Origin of the sequence: Nocardioides szechwanensis (genome assembly GCF_900103935.1) — a bacterium.
GTDB classification, from domain to species: domain Bacteria; phylum Actinomycetota; class Actinomycetes; order Propionibacteriales; family Nocardioidaceae; genus Nocardioides; species Nocardioides szechwanensis.
On sequence record NZ_FNIC01000006.1, the window covers coordinates 12153 to 29202 of the forward strand.

Below are 17050 nucleotides of genomic sequence, written 5' to 3' on the forward strand. Positions count from 1 at the left end.
GCCCGAGCCGCCGACTGGTCAGCGCTGAACCGCGCCGCAGCGCTCGGCGGCCGCGGTTACGGCGGCGTCGCGGGCGGCGCTGGTCTCCTGCTCGGTGAGGGTGCGGTCGGTGGCCCGGAACCGGAGGGCGAAGGCCAACGACTTCTTGCCCGCGCCGATCTGGTCACCGGTGTAGACGTCGAAGAGCCGGATCGACTCCAGCAGCTCGCCGGCGCCGTGACGCAGGGCGTCCTCGACGTCGGCGACCGTCGCGGTGGCGTCGACCACGAGGGCGACGTCCTCCTTGGCGAGCGGGTAGGTCGAGAGCTCCGGGCCGGGTACGACGTCGACCGCGCGGCGCATCAGGAAGTCGAGGTCGACCTCCACCGCGGCGCTGCGCACCGGGAGCCCGAACGCCTTGCACACCGACGGGTGCAGCTCGCCCGCGTGCCCGAGCTCCACGCCGTCGACCTCGAAGCGCGCGCACCGACCGGGGTGCCAGGGCGCGCGAGCCGCGGAGCGGACGTCGAGCTGGACGCCGAGCTCGGCGGCGAGACGTCGTACGAGACCGATCGCGTCGGCCCAGCCGCTCTCGCGGCCGGAGCCCCACCAGCCGGCCCGCTCGCTCTCGCCCGCCAGCACGAGCGCCAGGAACAGCGGCTGGTGCGGGATGGCCTCGAACAGCTTGGCCAGCTCGTCGTCGGTCGGGCGCCAGTCGACGCCGTAGATGGGGGCCGCGCCGCGGTCGGCCGGGAAGGCGACCGTGCCGGTCTCGAACAGTGCGACGCCGGAGGCGCCGCGGCCGAGGTTGCGCGAGGCCGCCTTGAGCAGCCCCGGCAGCAGGGTCGTCGTGTAGGACGGCTCCTCCGACGAGATCGGGTTGGCGATGCGCACGGTGTGCCGCAGCGGGTCGTCGGCCGGGAGCCCGAGGGCGTCGAAGGTGGCCTCGCCGACGAACGGGAAGCTCACCACCTCGACACAGCCGGCGCCGGCCAGCAGGCGTCCGACCCGTCGGCGCAGCCGCTGCTCGCGGGTGAGCCCGCGACCGGCCGCCTCGCGCGGCAGGATCGACGGCACCTGGTCGTAGCCCACGACCCGCGCGACCTCCTCGACCAGGTCGTAGGGGTCGGTGACGTCAGGGCGCCAGGTCGCCGGGGTGACCGTGAGCCGGTCGCCGGTGGCCTCGACGACGCAGCCGACGGCCTCGAGGTGGGCGACCGTCGTGGCGGCCTCGATCGGCATGCCGGTGATCCGGGCCGGAAGGTCGGCGTCGATCTCGATCGTCGGCGGGGTCGGTGCGATCCCGACCAGGGTGGCGCCGGGCTCCACCGTCCCGCCGCCGTACGTCGTCAGCAGCTCGGCGACCCGGTCGGCGGCGATGGCCGGCAGCTGCGGGTCGACACCGCGCTCGTTGCGCTTGCCGGCCTCGGAGGACAGCTTGTGCCGCTTGCCGGTGCGGAACATGGAGACGGCGTCCCAGTGGGCGGCCTCGATCACCACGTGAGTAGTGGTCTCGGACAGCTCGGTGGTCGCGCCGCCCATGACCCCGGCCAGACCGACCGGGCCGGAGCCGTCGACGATCACGAGGTCCTCGACGGACAGGGTGCGGCGGGCTCCGTCGAGCGTGGTGAGCTGCTCGCCCTCGGTGGCGCGGCGCACGTAGATCGCGCCGTCGAGCTTGTCGCCGTCGTAGCCGTGGATGGGCTGGCCGAGCTCGAGCATGACGTAGTTGGTGACGTCGACCCCGAGCGAGATCGGCCGCATCCCGGCGAGCTGGATGCGTCGCGCCATCCAGCCGGGGGTCGGCGCGGTGGGGTCGAAGCCGGTCACCCGGCGAGCGGCGAAGACCGGGCAACCGGACGGGTCGTCGATGATCACGGGGTAGCCGTCGGCGTCGGGCTCGGGGACCTGGCGCTCGGCGGGGTCGTGGAACGGCACGGCGTACGCGAGCGAGGCCTCACGGGCGATGCCGCGCAGGGACAGCGCGTAGGCCCGGTCGGGGTTGATCTCGAACTCGATGACCTCTTCGGTCAGACCGAGCACCGCGAACGCGTCGTCGCCAGGGCTGGCGGCGTCGGCGGGCAGCACGATGATGCCGTCGTGGTCCTCACCGAGGCCCAGCTCGGCGGCCGAGCAGATCATCCCCGCGGAGACGTGGCCGTAGGTCTTGCGGGCGGCGATGTGGAAGTCGCCCGGGAGCACCGCACCAGGGAGCACGACGACGACGAGGTCACCGGGGGCGAAGTTGTGGGCGCCGCAGACGATGCCCTGGGGCTCACCGGTCCCGTTGGCGTCGGCGACGTCGACGGTGCACCAGTTGATGGTCTTGCCGTTCTTCTGCGGCTCGGGCTCCATCGTCAGCACACGGCCGACGACGAGCGGACCGGTGATCTGGTCGCCGGGCTTCTCGATCGCCTCGAGCTTGAGCCCGAGGGCGGTGAGCCGGGCAGCGAGCTGCTCGGTGGTGACGTCGGCCGGCAGGTCGACGTACTCGCGGATCCAGGAGACGGGGGTCTTCATGGTCAGAGCTCCGTCCCGAACGCAGTGGTGAAGCGGATGTCGCCCTCGAACAGGGCGCGCAGGTCCTCGAGGCCGTGGCGGAACATCAACGTGCGGTCGATGCCCATGCCGAAGGCGAACCCGGAATAGCGCTCGGAGTCGATGCCGCAGGCGGCCAGCACCCGCGGGTTGACCACGCCGCAGCCGCCCCACTCGATCCAGCCCTCGCCCCGGCAGGTCCGGCAGGACTCGGGACCCGCCCCGTTCAAACCGGTGCCGCGACAGACGAAGCAGACCAGGTCGACCTCGGCGCTGGGCTCGGTGAAGGGGAAGAACGACGGCCGGAACCGGGTGGTGATGCCCTCGCCGAACATCGAGGTCGCGAAGTGGTCGAGCGTGCCCTTGAGGTGGCCCATGGTGATGCCCTCGTCGACGGCCAGCCCCTCGACCTGGTGGAACATCGGGCTGTGCGTGGCGTCGTACTCGTCGGTGCGGAAGACCCGACCGGGGCACACGACGTAGATCGGTGGCTGGCGGCTCAGCATGGTGCGGGCCTGGACCGGCGAGGTGTGGGTGCGCAGCACGACGTGGTCCTCGGCCGGTGCCGTCCAGAACGTGTCCTGCATGGTGCGCGCCGGGTGGTCCGGCCCGAGGTTGAGCGCGTCGAAGTTGAGCCACTCGGCCTCGATCACCGGACCCTCGGCGACCTCCCAGCCCATGGCCACGAAGATGTCGGCGATCAGCTCCGAGCCGGTCGTGATCGGGTGCCGGGCGCCGGTGGGGAAGCGGTCGGCCGGGAGGGTGACGTCGACGGTCTCCTCGACCAGCATCCGCTCCTCGCGCTCGGCCTCGAGCACCTCCTGGCGCGCCGCGAGCGCCTGGCTGACCGCGCCGCGGGCCTGCCCGATCCGCTGGCCGGCCTCCTTGCGCGCCTGCGGCGGCAGGGCACCGATCTCGCGGTTGGCCAGCGCCAGCGGCGAGCGGTCGCCGGTGTGCTCGATCCGCGCCTGCTTGAGCTGCTCGAGGTCGGTCGCACCGGCGATCGCCGCGAGCGCGGCGTCGCGGGCTGCCGCGACCTCTTCTGGCTGCAAGGTGCTGACCTCCACGGGGTCGTAGTCGCTGTTGGGTCCGGACACGGGGATGAGTCTAGGAAGGTCACTCTCCGCTGCGCGAACGGGTTGTCCCCCGGCAGCGCGGGCGAATCTCAGCAGAAGCTGAGATTGCCGTCGTTCCGGGGGGTTGCAACTCCCCGGAACCGCGGGGATCTCAGCAGATGCTGAGATCCGACGCCCCACTCAGAGCATGCTGCCCGCGGGCCAGGTGAGTACGACGCGCGCTCCGCCACCGGGTGCGTCGTCGATCGTGACGGTCCCGCCGTGGGCGCGGACCAGGCCGTTGACGAGGTAGAGGCCCAGGCCGGAGCCGCCGCGGACTCCCCCGCGCCAGAACTTCGTGAACACCCGGCGACGCAGCTCGACGGGGATGCCCTCGCCCTCGTCGTCGACGGTCAGCTCGACGGACGGCCCGTCACCCGCGTCGGGCAGCGGCGCGAGCCTGACCCGCACCCGCCCTTCCCCGTGGCGCACGGCGTTCTCGACCAGGTTGGTCACGACCTGGGTGAACTTGTCGGGGTCGACGTTGACCTGCGGCAGCCCCGGTGCGACGTCGAGCTCGATCCGGCGCGAGGTGCCGGCCTGCACGGAGTCGGCGATCCGCTGCACCAGCACCGCCGCGTCGGAGGGCCGCGGGTGCAGCTGGAGCCGGCCGGTGTCGATCCGGGCCACGTCGAGCAGCTCCGCGATCAGCCGGCTCAGCCGGTCGGAGTCGGCGTGCACCGTGGTGAGCATCAGCTTCTTCTGGTCGTCGGAGAGCTTGTCCCACCGGGTCAGCAGCGCCTGCACGAAACCCTTCACGCCCGTCAGCGGCGAGCGGAGCTCGTGGGCGACGGTCGCGACCAGGTCGGAGCGCTCACGGTCGAGCCGGGCCCGGCCCCGCCCGGAGCGGATCGTCACCGCGACCAGCGAGACCGGCTCGTGCAGCGACGGCCGGTGCAGGCGTGCGGAGACCAGCACCTCGGTGCCGTTGGGCAGCAGCCACGACTGCTCGGGCACGGCGGTGCGCGTGGCCAGACCGTCGTACGGCGTGTTGGTCGCCGCCCACTCCTGGCCGTCCTGGTCCTGGAGCGCCAGGACCTCGCCCAGCGGCCGACCGGTCAGCCCGGCGACGTCACCGCCGAGCATCCGCGCGGCCGTCGTGGAGACCAGCGTGACCACACCGTCACCGTCGGCCAGGACCACGCCGTCGGGCAGCGCGTCGGCCAGCGCCTGCGCGCTCTCGGTGCCCCCGGTCATGGGAGCACCCTACGAGCGGACCGCTTTCGGCCCTACGACCGACGATGCGCGGTGGCCGAGGCGTAGAGGCAGAGCGCCGCCGCCGTCGACAGGTTGAGGCTCTCGGCGCGGCCGTGGATCGGGATCGCGAGGCGGTGGTCGGCGAGGGCCGCCAGCTCGTCGGGGAGGCCCCAGGCCTCGTTGCCGAACAGCCAGGCCGTCGGCTGCGTGAGCAGGTCGCCGGCCTCGAAGAGGTCGACATCACCGGCACCGTCGGCGGCCAGTACGACGAGCCCCGCCGCCTGCGCGGCGCGCACGGCGGTCGCCGGGTCGGGCTCGACCGCGAGCGGGAGGCGGAACAGGCTGCCCACGCTGGCGCGGACCGTCTTGGGGTTGTAGGCGTCGACCGAGCTGCCGGCCATCACCACCGCGTCGGCACCGGCGGCGTCCGCGCTGCGGATCACGGTCCCGGCGTTGCCGGGGTCGCGCACGTCGGCGCAGATCGCGACCAGGCGCGGCGCGGGGTCGAGCAGGTGGGCGAACGGCCGGTCGACGAACCGGCACAGGGCCACGACACCCGCCGGGCTGACGCTGTCGCTGAGGGACGCGAGAGCGCGCTCGTCGACCAGCGTCCAGACGGGCGCGGCGGCCGCGAGGGCGGCGTACTGCTCCGTGGCGGCCGGGGTCGCGAAGACCTCGACCACGCAGCTCACCCCAGAGTCCGACACCGCGCCGAGCGCGCCCTCGACGGCCTTCGGGCCGTCGGCAAGGAACAGCCGCCGCTCGGATCGCTCCGAGCGGCGGCTGAGCTTGCGGGTCTCCTTGAGCCGGGTGTTGCCCGACGTCAGCGGAGTGCCCAGCGGGTTTCGAGACAGGCGCTGCGCGCCTTCCTCAACCACCGGGTTACGCGGTGGCCTCGACCTTGGGCGCGTTGACGTCCTCGGGCAGAGCCGCGCGGGCGGCCTCGAGGATCGCGGTGAACGCGGCCGGGTCGTTGACAGCCAGGTCGGCGAGGATCTTGCGGTCGACCTCGATGCCGGCCAGGTGCAGGCCCTGGATGAAGCGGTTGTAGGTCATGCCCTGCGCACGCGCGGCGGCGTTGATGCGCTGGATCCACAGCTTGCGGAAGTTGCCCTTGTTCTTGCGGCGGTCGTTGTAGCTGTAGACCAGGGAGTGGGTGACCTGCTCCTTGGCCTTGCGGTAGAGACGCGAGCGCTGGCCGCGGTAGCCGGCAGCGCGCTCGAGGGTGGTACGGCGCTTCTTCTGGGCGTTCACTGCCCGCTTGACGCGTGCCATGGTGTTACTCCTTGGTGCTGAAGTTGCTCGATCGAGAGGCCTCGACCAACGAACGGGTGGACGAGGGTCAGATGCCGAGCATCTTCTTGACGCGCTTGGTGTCGTTCTTGGCGACCGTCACCGTGCCCGTCAGGCGACGCGTGACCTTGGAGGCCTTCTTCTCCAGGTTGTGGCGCTTGCCTGCCTTCTCGCGAAGGATCTTGCCGGAGCCGGTCACGCGGAAGCGCTTGCCGGCACCGGAGTGGCTCTTGTTCTTCGGCATCTCTGTCTCTCTCTTCTCGGTCGTGGTCGCGACGGGCGCGACCACCGAACGTCTCGTGGGGCGCTGGGCCCCGGGTCTCAGGCCTCGATCTCGGGATCGAGGTTCTCGGAGCGGCCGCGCTCCTTCTTCTGCGCCACGGGACCCGCGGCATGTGCGGCCTCGCGCTCGGCCTGCTCTTCCTCGACCAGCGCTGCTCGCTCTGCGGCCTTGGAGTCCTTCTCGGCCTGCATGTCGATGCGGGCGTCGGCCTTCTTCTTGTGCGGGCCGAGCACCATGATCATGTTGCGGCCGTCCTGCTTGGGCGACGACTCGACGAAGCCCAGCTCGGTGACGTCCTCGGCCAGGCGCTGCAGCAGCCGGAAGCCCAGCTCGGGACGGTGCTGCTCGCGGCCTCGGAACATGATCGTGATCTTGACCTTGTCGCCGGCGCGCAGGAACCGCACCACGTGACCCTTCTTGGTCTCGTAGTCGTGCGCGTCGATCTTGGGACGAAGCTTCATCTCCTTGATGATCACGTTCGTCTGGTTCCGGCGCGCCTCACGGGCCTTCTGGGCGTTCTCGTACTTGAACTTCCCGTAGTCCATGAGCTTGCACACGGGCGGCTTGCCCTGGGGGGCGATCTCGACGAGGTCGAGGTCGGCCTCCTGGGCCAGCTTGAGGGCCTGGTCGGTCGGCACGATGCCGACCGTCTCGCCGTTGGGTCCGACGAGGCGGACCTCGGGTACCCGGATCCGCTCGTTGATACGAAGCTCGGTGCTGATGTGTCCTCCAGTGTGTTCGGGGCCCGGGAACCGCCCTCAAATGAAGAACGGCTCCCGCTGTCTCAAGCGGAAGCCAGTCGCATCGCGTCCACCTCAAAGGCTTCTGCGACTCCGTAGGCTTCGGGTCTGCGCGTGCGCTAGGCGCTCACGCAAGGCCGGAGCCTGCGGGACCGGACCCGACGACCTGTTTCGGTCGATGCGGGTGGGAGACGATGAAGCTGACTCCGCTTGTGTGATCGGTCCAGTTTCCTGGACTGATCGGTCAACGCCACATGCTAGTCGAACATTCCGTCGGGAGCCCAATCAGGGACGGAGCCAGGCCGAGCGGTCGCCGACCCGGGTGAGGGTCCAGCCGGAGGCGACCCCGACCAGGTCGTCGCCCTCGAGGACGTAGGTGGCCGGGCCGGCGATGTCGACGACGAGCGCCGCGGCGTGCTCCTGGAGGGCCGCCTGGGCGGCGGTCGAGGCGGCCACGGGCACCGGCCGGGCCGCGGGGTCCCACGCGGCCATCGCGTCGGTGCCGGTGAACGCGAGCATCGCCAGCCGTCCGTCGGCGCCCTCGAGCAGCACCGCTGCCATGTCGCTGGTCTTGTCGCGGGCCAGGCCGTCCTCGCCCACCTCGACCTCACCGAGCACGGCGACGATGGGCACCAGCAGGCGGGCGCCGGCCAGCGCGGCCAGCGCGTCGGCGTGCAGCGCCGGGTCCTCGTCGTACGACGTCAGCGCTCGCCGTACGTCGGGGTCGGCCTGGCCGGTGTCGTCGGGGAAGGCCGGACCGAGGAGGCGTCGTTCGCTCACAGAGCCATTGTCGCTGCTGCTGATGTGCCACCCTGAGCGGGTGGACGACGTGACTTGGGCAGCGCTTGCGCTGACGCTCACCCTGCTGGGTGGAATCTGGACCTGGATCGCCTACCAGCGGCGCGGTCTCCCCGCCGCGCTGAAGGGTGCGGGGCTGACCCTGCTGCCGCTCGCCGCCTACCTCACCAAGACCCTCCAGATGCTCACCGAGATCGGTGACGCGGTCGTCGACTGGGCCACGTCTCTCGTCTTCAGCCCCGTCGTCTGGCTCGGGGTCGTCCTGGCCGGGGTCGGGGTCGTGCTCTTCGGCGTCGGTCGAGCACTCGAGCAGCGCCGCGGCCCGGAGCCGACGTCGCGGACGGAGTCCCCTACGCCGTCCGAGAAGTCGCTGCCGGCCGCCCGGCAGAAGCGCGCCGCACCTGCGATCGACGACGACCTGGCCGAGATCGAGGCGCTCCTGCGCAAGCGCGGGATCAGCTGATGGGGCCGGAGCAGGACAGCCACGACGGCTCGTCCTTCGTCGACCGCAACCGCCTCTGGGCGCGGCTCAAGGACGCCGTCGAGACCCACGGCACTCCCCTGTCGACACCGCTGATGGTGGTCGACCTCGACGCGTTCGACGCCAACGCCGACGACCTGCTGCGGCGCGCGGCCGGCACCCCGATCCGGGTGGCGTCCAAGTCGATCCGGGTCCCCGCGCTGCTGCGCCGGGCGCTGGCCCGCGACGGCTTCCACGGCGTCCTGGCCTACACGCTGGCCGAGGCCTTGTGGCTCGAGGAGGAGGGCATCACCGACGACATCGTCGTGGCCTACCCCACCGTCGACCGGCGCTCGCTGGCCCGCCTGGTCGAGTCGCCCCGCGCGGCCGGACGGGTCACGCTGATGATCGACGACCTCGCCCACCTCGACGTGGTCGACTCGGTGCGGAGGTCGCACGCCGTACCCATCCGCGTCGCGATCGAGATCGACGCCGGCCTGCGCCTGGGCCGCCAGCACGTCGGCCCCAAGCGCTCCCCGCTCTACGACGCCGACGCGGTCGTCAAGCTGGCCCAGGCCGTGCTCGACCGCCCCGGCTTCCGGCTGGTCGGCGTCATGACCTACGAGGGCCAGGTCGCCGGGCTGCCCGACGACGTGCCCACCGCCCGGGCCAAGTCCCTCGTCGTCCGGCGGCTGAAGTCGATGTCGATGACCCAGCTGGAGGTCCGCCGCCGCGAGATCTCGGACGCCCTGCGCAAGATCGTCGACCTGGAGTTCTGGAACGCCGGCGGGTCCGGCTCGGTCGAGGCGACCGTGGCCGACCCCGTGGTCACCGAGGTGGCCGCGGGCTCCGGGCTGCTCGTCCCGGGGCTGTTCGACCACTACCAGTCGTTCCGGCCCCGGCCCGCTGCGTTCTACGGCCTGCCCGTCGTACGCCGCCCCTCGCCGCACCTCGCCACCGTCCACGGAGGCGGGTTCGTGGCCTCGGGCCCGGCCGGCACCGACCGGCTGCCCATCCCGTGGGCACCGGCCGGTCTCCACCTGACCGGGCTCGAGGGCGCCGGAGAGGTCCAGACCCCGCTCACCGGCCACCCGGCCGGGCTGCTCGCGATCGGCGACCTGGTGTGGTTCCGCCACGCCAAGTCCGGCGAGCTCTTCGAGCACACCAACACCGTGCACCTCCTCGCCGGCCGGGAGCTGACCCAGGAGGTCCGGACCTACCGTGGTCACGGCCACGCCTTCTGACGTCGCCGAGACCGCGCTCCAGCGGGCTCGCGCGCTGCCCGCGACGCTGGGCTCCGGCCGGTTGATCTGCGTCGACGGCCCAGCGGGCTCGGGCAAGACCACGCTGGCCGCAGCGATCGGCCGGCTGGCCGGCGCCCTGGTCGTGCACATGGACGCGCTCTACGACGGCTGGGAGGGTCTCCCCCGCGTCGCCGACCAGCTCGACGCGCTGCTGCTCCCGCTGGCCGAGGACCACACGGGTCACTACCTGCGATACGACTGGGACCTGGGCCAGTACGTCGAGACCGTCACCGTCGAGCCGGGGCCGCTGCTGGTGCTCGAGGGCGTCGGGTCGGGCTCCCGCGCGTACGCCGGCCTGTGCACCGTGCTGGTGTGGGTCGAGGCGCCTTCGGACCTGCGCCTGGCCCGGGGGCTCGAGCGCGACGGTGCCCTGCTGGAGGACCGCTGGCGTCGCTGGATGCGCGACGAGGCGGAGCACTTCACCCGAGACGACACCAGCACCCGCGCGGACCTCGTCGTCGACGGCACGGGTCGCCGGGCACCGATCGCCCGCTGGAACCCCTGAGCCACCCATTTTCGGGGAGGGGCGAACAAAACCGCGTCACCACGCGTCACCTAAGTTGTGCCGGTGCTCCCGTCGTCCTCTCCCCGCCGCTTCAGCGCGCCCAAAATCATCGGGCCGGCGCTGCTGCTGGTGATGGTCGCGGTCGGGCTCGCCGTACCCCACGTGGGACTGGCGGCCACGCCGGAGGCGGTCTCGGAGGCGGCTGCCATCGGCCCGGTCACGCCCCAGAAGCCCCGCGGCAAGCCGAACATCGTGGTCGTGATGGCCGACGACATGCGCGTCGACGAGCTCCTGCACATGCCGTCCCTGCGGGCCGCGGTCGGCAACCACGGGCTGACCTTCCAGAACTCCTTCTCGCCCTACCCGTTGTGCTGCCCCGCCCGGGCGTCGTTCCTCACCGGGCGCTACGCCCACAACCACCACGTCTACTGGCACGAGGCGCCCTACGGCTACGGCGCCTTCGACGACTCCCGCACCCTCGCGACCTCGCTGCGGGCCGCGGGCTACTCGACCGGCTTCGTCGGCAAGTACCTCAACCGCTACGGCCCCGCTCGCTCCAAGGTCAGCGGCAAGCGGTCCTTCAAGTACGTGCCTCGGGGCTGGACCGACTGGCGGGCGTCGATCGACGCCACCCACGGCCTGGGCGTGCACGGCAGCACCTACAACTACATGGACACCCCGTTCAACGTGAACGGCAAGATCGACAACCGCTACCGCGGTCGCTACCAGTCCAACGTCATCGGTGACTTCTCCGTCGACATGGCCCGCGGCTTCGGCCGGCGCGCCGAGCCGTTCTTCATGTACGTCAACTACGTCGCCCCGCACTTCGGGGGGCCGCGTGAGCCCGACGACCCGCCGTCGTTCCTGACCGACGACCGCGGCCGGCGCCAGGACGTCCGGACCCCCGCCCGGCCCCCGTCGGTGCGCGGCCGCTTCGACGCGCTGATCACCCGCGGCGCCGGGATGCCCAAGGCCGGCGGGTCGAGCGAGCCGGACGTCTCCGACAAGCCCCACGCGTTCAGCCGGCTGCCCGAGCTCAACGCGAGAGAGCGCGGGGCGCTCGCCGAGCTGACCCGGCAGCGCGCCGAGGCGATCTACGTCATGGACCGGCAGGTGAATCGGCTGATCCGCGAGCTGAAGCGCTCCGGCGAGTGGGCGAACACGGTCTTCATGTTCACCTCCGACAACGGCTACTACCTGGGCGAGCACCGGCGGCGCAGCGGCAAGGTCCGCGCCCACGAGCCGTCGCTGCGGGTGCCGTTCCTGGTCACCGGGCCGGGCATGCGCACCAAGGCCAACCGCTACGACCCGATCACCACGATCGACGTCACCGCCTCGATCCTCGACCTCGCCGGCGCCCGCCCGCCGTACCGCGCCGACGGCACCAGCCGGGTGCCGACCATGCGGCGCGGCGACCGCGGCTGGACCGTACCCGTGCTCAACGAGTCGACCCACGGCGAGGGGGCCGCCCGCCGTACGCCCGGCTTCGGTGGCCCGCGCACCTCCATCGGCATCCGCACCGTGCGCTACTCCTACATCCGCAACCGCACCGGCGAGCACGAGCTCTACGACCTCAAGCGCGACCCGCTCCAGCTGGACAACGTCCACGGACAGCCCGGCTACGCCGCGGTCGAGCGCGCGCTGGGCCGCGTCTGGTGGCGCACCCGCAGCTGTGTGGGCCCGGAGTGCCGCGTGCTGCTCCCGCGCGTGCTCCGCGCCGGCTCCGCGCTCGAGGCCAAGCTGACGCGCGGCTACTGGCAGCGGGTCCGGCGGGTCTACGGGTTCTGAGGGCGGTCGACGAGCGCACGGAGCTGGCGCAGCGCGCGCTTGGCGCGCTCACCGTCGGAACCCTGGATCGCCATGACCGACGCGGTCGTGCCGTCGGCGAGGTCGAGGGTCACCCACGGGGCTCCCGGCGGCATCCGGACCGCGATGATCTGCTCCCACGCGTAGGTGTGGCGCCGGTAGCCGTTGACCACCACGAGCCCGTCGATCTCCGCATCCGCGCGTGAGCGCGCCAGCGCGTGGATCACGGAGGCGGCCAGGAGCCCGAACGCGACCACGGTGCCCCGCTGGAACGGCGTCACCGCGGCCCGCGTCTCGGCGTCGAAGCCCACCCACAGGAAGACCGTGATCACCAGGACGACGGCGCCGGCCACGATGCCGGCGATCCGCGGGCCCAGCGGCCGCCACGTGTGCGGCAGCGGGACCAGCGACGGCTCAGAGTCGGCAGGCATGGATGTCGGTGGTGAGGATCCCGCGCGCACCGATGCCGTAGAGCTCGTCCATCAGGCGCTGGGCGCCGGCCCGCGGGACCATGGCGCGGACGGCGACCCAGCCCTCGCGATGCAGCGGGGAGATGGTCGGACCCTCGATGCCGGGCGTCAGCGCCACGGCGGTCGTCACGTGCTGCTCCTCGATGTCGTAGTCCATCATCACGAAGCTGCGTGCCACGAGGACACCGTCGACGCGGCGCTTGAAAATCTCGAAGTCGGCCGGCACGTTGCCGTTGCGGGTGATGAGCACCGCCTCGGACTCCAGGATCGGCTCCCCGAACGTCTCCAGGCCGGCCTGGCGCAAGGTGCTGCCGGTCTCGACCACGTCGGCGATCACGTCGGCGACGCCGAGCTGGATGCTGGACTCCACCGCCCCGTCCAGCCGGGTGACGGTGGCCTCGATGCCGCGCTCCTCGAGGAACGCGCGCACGATCCCGACGTACGACGTGGCGATGCGGGTGCCCGCGAGCTGCCCCAGGTCGGTGAACTTGCCGACCGGCCCGGCGAAGCGGAACGTGCTCCGCCCGAAGCCGAGGTTGAGCGACTCCTCGGCCTTGGCGCCGGAGTCGCGCAGGAGGTCGCGGCCGGTGATGCCGACGTCGAGGGTGCCCTCGCCGACGTACAGCGCGATGTCGCGCGGGCGCAGGTAGAAGAACTCGACGCCGTTCTCGGCGTCGATGAGCGTCAGCTCCTTGGAGTCCGTGCGCTGGCGGTAGCCGGACTCACGCAGGATGTCGGACGCGGACTGGGACAGCGACCCCTTGTTGGGGACCGCGACTCGCAAGAGGGACATGGAACAACCTTCAGAGGTGGGCGTAGACGTCGTCGAGCTCGATGCCGCTGGCCAGCATCAGCACCTGGGCGTGGTAGAGCAGTTGGCTGATCTCCTCGGCCGCCCGCTCCTTGCCCTCGTGCTCGGCGGCCATCCAGGACTCGGCGGCCTCCTCGACCAGCTTCTTGCCGATGGCATGCACCCCGGCGTCGAGCGCGCGCACGGTGTCGGATCCATCGGGGCGGGTCCGAGCCTTGTCGCTCAGCTCGGCCCAGAGCTCGTCGAACGTCTTCACGGGCCTCAGCCTACGGTCCGGGCGCGCTACGGCCGCTCCCGGGCGTGGGGCGCGAGACGTCAGGCCTCGTAGCCGCGCTTGACGCGCTTGAGGGTCTGCGCGGTCAGCAGCGCCGCGGCGGTCGCCTCGTAGCCCTTGTCCTCCGCGGAGCCCTGGAGCCCGGCGCGGTCGAGGGCCTGCTGCTCGGTGTCGCAGGTGAGTACGCCGAAGCCGACCGCGGTCTGGTGGTCCAGCGCGACCCGGGTCAGGCCGTCGGTCGCGGCGGAGCACACGTAGTCGAAGTGCGGCGTGCCGCCGCGGATGACCACGCCCAGGGCCACCACGGCGTCGTACCCCTGCGTGGCCAGGGCCGCGGCCACGACCGGGAGCTCGAACGTGCCCGGGACGCGGACCACGACGGGCGCCTCGACGGAGTGGGCGCTCAGCGCCCGCTCGGCGCCGGCCACGAGGCCGTCCATCACCTGGGTGTGCCAGCTCGCGGCGACGACGGCGACCCGCAGGTCGTGGCAGTCGACGGGTTCCTGGGTGGGTGCTCCGTGGCCACTCATCAGATGACTCCCCTGTCGTGGTCGGCTTGGTCGGATCGGTCGTTGTCGAGGTCGGGCAGGTGGTGGCCCATGCGGTCGCGCTTGGTCAGCAGGTAGGCGAGGTTGTGGTCGTTGGGGTGCGGGGTCAGCGGGACCCGCTCGGCGACCTTGATCCCGAAGTCCTCGAGGTTGTCGACCTTGTCGGGGTTGTTGGTCATCAGCCGCACGCTCTCGACCTTGAGGTCGCGCAGGACCTGGGTGGCCGTGCCGTAGTGGCGCGCGTCGGCCGGCAGCCCGAGGTCGAGGTTGGCGTCGACGGTGTCGCGGCCGCCGTCCTGGAGCTGGTAGGCCTGCAGCTTGGCCACCAGGCCGATCCCACGGCCCTCGTGCCCGCGCAGGTAGACCACCACGCCACGCCCTTCGGCCACGATCCGCTCCAGGGCCTCGTCGAGCTGCGGGCCGCAGTCGCAGCGGCTGCTGCCGAACACGTCGCCGGTGAGGCACTCCGAGTGCACCCGGGTCAGGACCGGGTCGGAGCCGCCCACGTCGCCGTAGACCAGCGCGATGTGCTCGCTGCCGTCGACCGTGATCCGGTAGCCGTACGCCGTGAAGTCGCCGTGGCGGGTCGGCAACCGGGTCTCGGCGACCCGCTCGACGAGGTTCTCGTGGCGGCGCCGGTAACGCACCAGGTCGTCGATCGAGATCATCGCCAGCCCGTGCTCGTCGGCGAACTCCCGCAGCTCGGGCGCGCGCTTCATGGTGCCGTCGTCGTTGACCACCTCGACCAGGACCCCGGCAGGCGTGAGGCCGGCGAGGGTGGCCAGGTCGACGGCCGCCTCGGTGTGGCCGCGGCGTACGAGCACGCCGCCCTCGCGGTAGCGCAGCGGGAACACATGGCCCGGCCGGGTGATCTCCCACGGCTCGGTCGCGGAGTCGGCGAGCACCCGCACGGTGTGGGCCCGGTCGGCCGCGGAGATGCCGGTGCTGACGCCGTCGCGGGCGTCGACCGAGATCGTGTAGGCGGTGCGGAGCTTGTCCTTGTTGTGCGGCGTCATCAGCGGGATCTCCAGCCGGTCGAGCATGTCGGCCGGCATCGGCACGCAGATCACCCCGCTGGAGTAGCGGATCGTGAAGGCCATCAGCTCCGGCGTCGCCTTGCTGGCGGCGAAGATGATGTCGCCCTCGTTCTCGCGGGTCTCGTCGTCGACGACCACCACGGCCTTGCCGTCGGCGATGTCGGCGATCGCGCGCTCGATGCTGTCGAGGCGGACCTTCCCGTGCTGGTGGTTGGTCATGACTGCTCCTTGCTGGGGTCGTGCGCGTATGCCTGGATGAGCTTCTCGACGTGCTTGGCGATGATGTCGACCTCGAGGTTGACCCGGTCGCCGGGTTGGCGCAGGCCGAGGGTGGTGCGGGCGAGCGTCTCGGGGATGAGGCTGACCGTGAAGGTGTCGCCCCGGACCTCGACGACGGTCAGGCTCACGCCGTCGACGGTGATGGAGCCCTTGTCGACCAGGTAGCGCCCGAGGCTCCCCTTCGCGTCCGGCGCCGGCAGTGAGATCTCGACGACCTCCCAGTGCTCGCTGGGCGTCCGGCTCACGACGTGGCCGACGCCGTCGACGTGGCCCTGCACGATGTGGCCACCGAGGCGCTTCTCGGCGGTGACCGCGCGCTCGAGGTTGACCCGGTCGCCCGGGCGCACGCCGTGGAGGCTGGTCTTGTCGAGCGTCTCCTGCATGACGTCGGCGGTCCACTTGAGGCCGTCGTGCGAGACCACCGTCAGGCAGCAGCCGTTGACCGAGATGGAGTCGCCCAGACCGGCGTCGTCCAGGACGGTGGACGCCTGCACCGTGAGCCGGATGGCGTCGCCCTGGTCCTCGACGGCGGCGACGGTGCCGAGCTCTTCGACGATTCCGGTGAACATGTCAGGCTCCCTGCGGGGTCATGGTGAGGCGGATGTTGGGCTCTTCGCCCTCGATGCCGGGCAGCACGGTGATGTCGGTGACCGTGGGACGCAACGCCCCGGCGATGGTGCTGATTCCGAGGTCGGCGACGGCTGCGCTGCCGGCGCCGAGCAGCATGGGGGCGACGTACGTGACGATCTCGTCGACCAGGCCGGCCCGCAGGAACGCCGCAGCGAGGGTCGGCCCGCCCTCGAGGAAGACGTGCTGCCGGTCGCGGGCGAAGAGCTCCTTGAGCGCGGTCACCGGGTCGCGGGTGCGCAGGTGCAGGTCGAGACCGTGGTCGGCTAGGTCGCGCTCCCCCATCACGACGCGCAGCGGCTGGAGCGCCAGGGGCTGGTCGTCGTCGTCGCGCACGCTGAGCCGGGGGTGGTCGACGGCGACCGTGTTGGTGCCGACCAGCATCACGTCGCACAGCGCCCGCAGCCGGTGGGTGTCGCGGCGGGCGGCCGTGCCGGAGACCCAGCGCGACGTGCCGTCGGCGGCGGCGCTGCGGCCGTCCAGCGTGGTGGCAAACTTCCAGGTCACGAACGGACGCTGGTGGTCGGTGGCGAACGTCCACACCCGGTTGACCTCACGGGCCTCCGCGGCGAGCAGCCCGCTCTCGACCTCGATGCCCGCGGCACGCAGCGTGTCGGCTCCCCCGCGGGCGACCGGGTTGGGGTCCTCCTGGGCGAACACCACCCGGCGTACGCCGGCGGCCACCAGCGCCTGCGAGCACGGCCCGGTGCGCCCGGTGTGGTTGCACGGCTCGAGGGTGACGACCGCCGTGGTGCCCCGCGCCGCCTCGCCCGCGTGGGCCAGCGCGTCGGCCTCGGCATGCGCCGTGCCCGCGCCGCGGTGATAGCCCTCCGCGACCGTCGCTCCGGTGTCGTCGAGCAGCACGCACCCCACCCGCGGGTTGGGCCCCAGTGGGACGCCGGGCGTGACCGCGAGCTCGAGGGCGCGGGTCATCGCCGCCTGCTCGGCCGGCCAGAAGGTGCCTGGCGTGAAAGTCATGTCCTGCC

General features: G+C 72.0%; 19 protein-coding genes. 4 read left to right on the plus strand and 15 right to left on the minus strand.

The window, feature by feature from the left end; translation table 11 throughout:
- Positions 1 to 18 precede the first annotated feature (18 nt).
- The 8 genes from pheT to BLR90_RS14280 all read right to left on the minus strand — a co-directional run bounded on the left by pheT (position 19) and on the right by BLR90_RS14280 (position 7925).
- Positions 19 to 2499, minus strand: coding sequence for a phenylalanine--tRNA ligase subunit beta (gene pheT, locus BLR90_RS14245; RefSeq protein WP_091025902.1), 2481 nt, complete (start codon positions 2497 to 2499; stop codon positions 19 to 21).
- A gap of 2 nt (positions 2500 to 2501) precedes the next feature.
- Positions 2502 to 3614 carry a phenylalanine--tRNA ligase subunit alpha gene (pheS, locus tag BLR90_RS14250; RefSeq protein ID WP_091025903.1) on the minus strand — a complete coding sequence of 371 codons (1113 nt, stop codon included), beginning with the start codon at positions 3612 to 3614 and terminating at the stop codon, positions 2502 to 2504.
- A gap of 159 nt (positions 3615 to 3773) precedes the next feature.
- Positions 3774 to 4829 carry a sensor histidine kinase gene (locus BLR90_RS14255; RefSeq protein ID WP_091025904.1) on the minus strand — a complete coding sequence of 352 codons (1056 nt, stop codon included), beginning with the start codon at positions 4827 to 4829 and terminating at the stop codon, positions 3774 to 3776.
- A gap of 32 nt (positions 4830 to 4861) precedes the next feature.
- A complete protein-coding gene (locus tag BLR90_RS14260; RefSeq protein WP_245715325.1) occupies positions 4862 to 5707 on the minus strand; it encodes a TrmH family RNA methyltransferase in 846 nt (281 codons plus the stop codon).
- Positions 5708 to 5711: 4 nt separating this feature from the next.
- On the minus strand, positions 5712 to 6104 hold the full coding sequence (gene rplT, locus BLR90_RS14265) for a 50S ribosomal protein L20 (RefSeq protein WP_091025905.1): 393 nt from the start codon (positions 6102 to 6104) through the stop codon (positions 5712 to 5714).
- A gap of 67 nt (positions 6105 to 6171) precedes the next feature.
- Positions 6172 to 6366: a 50S ribosomal protein L35 gene (rpmI, locus tag BLR90_RS14270; RefSeq protein WP_091026162.1), complete on the minus strand. Its 195-nt coding sequence runs from the start codon at positions 6364 to 6366 to the stop codon at positions 6172 to 6174.
- A gap of 77 nt (positions 6367 to 6443) precedes the next feature.
- The gene (gene infC, locus BLR90_RS14275; protein WP_091025906.1) at positions 6444 to 7127 is read right to left on the minus strand and encodes a translation initiation factor IF-3; all 684 of its coding nucleotides are present in this window, start codon (positions 7125 to 7127) and stop codon (positions 6444 to 6446) included.
- 303 nt (positions 7128 to 7430) lie between these two features.
- On the minus strand, positions 7431 to 7925 hold the full coding sequence (locus tag BLR90_RS14280) for an SseB family protein (RefSeq protein WP_091025907.1): 495 nt from the start codon (positions 7923 to 7925) through the stop codon (positions 7431 to 7433).
- A 40-nt stretch (positions 7926 to 7965) separates the two neighbouring features.
- On the opposite strand from BLR90_RS14280, the gene BLR90_RS14285 reads away from it, so the two are divergent.
- The 4 genes from BLR90_RS14285 (at position 7966) to BLR90_RS14300 (ending at position 12000) form a co-directional block, all read left to right on the plus strand.
- A complete protein-coding gene (locus tag BLR90_RS14285; protein ID WP_143016223.1) occupies positions 7966 to 8406 on the plus strand; it encodes a cellulose synthase in 441 nt (146 codons plus the stop codon).
- Positions 8406 to 9647 carry an amino acid deaminase/aldolase gene (locus BLR90_RS14290; RefSeq protein ID WP_091025909.1) on the plus strand — a complete coding sequence of 414 codons (1242 nt, stop codon included), beginning with the start codon at positions 8406 to 8408 and terminating at the stop codon, positions 9645 to 9647. Before BLR90_RS14285 ends, BLR90_RS14290 begins: the two co-directional genes overlap by 1 nt.
- Positions 9625 to 10212, plus strand: coding sequence for a uridine kinase family protein (locus tag BLR90_RS14295; protein WP_091025910.1), 588 nt, complete (start codon positions 9625 to 9627; stop codon positions 10210 to 10212). The genes BLR90_RS14290 and BLR90_RS14295 overlap by 23 nt, the downstream gene beginning before the upstream one ends.
- A 63-nt stretch (positions 10213 to 10275) precedes the next feature.
- Positions 10276 to 12000, plus strand: a complete 1725-nt coding sequence (locus BLR90_RS14300; RefSeq protein WP_143016224.1) for a sulfatase family protein — start codon at positions 10276 to 10278, stop codon at positions 11998 to 12000.
- Here BLR90_RS14300 and BLR90_RS14305 read toward each other — a convergent pair.
- Genes BLR90_RS14305 through ribD form a run of 7 tightly spaced genes read right to left on the minus strand, consistent with a single transcriptional unit; the run spans position 11988 to position 17042 of the window.
- Positions 11988 to 12449: a PH domain-containing protein gene (locus tag BLR90_RS14305; RefSeq protein ID WP_091025912.1), complete on the minus strand. Its 462-nt coding sequence runs from the start codon at positions 12447 to 12449 to the stop codon at positions 11988 to 11990. The two genes, BLR90_RS14300 and BLR90_RS14305, sit on opposite strands and share 13 nt — an antisense overlap.
- Complete coding sequence (hisG, locus tag BLR90_RS14310; protein ID WP_091025913.1) at positions 12433 to 13281, minus strand: ATP phosphoribosyltransferase; 849 nt, start codon at positions 13279 to 13281, stop codon at positions 12433 to 12435. The genes BLR90_RS14305 and hisG overlap by 17 nt, the downstream gene beginning before the upstream one ends.
- Positions 13282 to 13291: 10 nt before the next feature.
- The gene (locus BLR90_RS14315; RefSeq protein WP_091025914.1) at positions 13292 to 13555 is read right to left on the minus strand and encodes a phosphoribosyl-ATP diphosphatase; all 264 of its coding nucleotides are present in this window, start codon (positions 13553 to 13555) and stop codon (positions 13292 to 13294) included.
- 59 nt (positions 13556 to 13614) lie between these two features.
- The gene (gene ribH / locus BLR90_RS14320) at positions 13615 to 14103 is read right to left on the minus strand and encodes a 6,7-dimethyl-8-ribityllumazine synthase (protein WP_091025915.1); all 489 of its coding nucleotides are present in this window, start codon (positions 14101 to 14103) and stop codon (positions 13615 to 13617) included.
- On the minus strand, positions 14103 to 15377 hold the full coding sequence (locus BLR90_RS14325; protein WP_091025916.1) for a bifunctional 3,4-dihydroxy-2-butanone-4-phosphate synthase/GTP cyclohydrolase II: 1275 nt from the start codon (positions 15375 to 15377) through the stop codon (positions 14103 to 14105). The genes ribH and BLR90_RS14325 overlap by 1 nt, the downstream gene beginning before the upstream one ends.
- Positions 15374 to 16006, minus strand: a complete 633-nt coding sequence (locus tag BLR90_RS14330) for a riboflavin synthase (RefSeq protein WP_091025917.1) — start codon at positions 16004 to 16006, stop codon at positions 15374 to 15376. Before BLR90_RS14330 ends, BLR90_RS14325 begins: the two co-directional genes overlap by 4 nt.
- A 1-nt stretch (position 16007) precedes the next feature.
- On the minus strand, positions 16008 to 17042 hold the full coding sequence (ribD, locus tag BLR90_RS14335) for a bifunctional diaminohydroxyphosphoribosylaminopyrimidine deaminase/5-amino-6-(5-phosphoribosylamino)uracil reductase RibD (RefSeq protein ID WP_245715326.1): 1035 nt from the start codon (positions 17040 to 17042) through the stop codon (positions 16008 to 16010).
- Positions 17043 to 17050 lie beyond the last annotated feature (8 nt).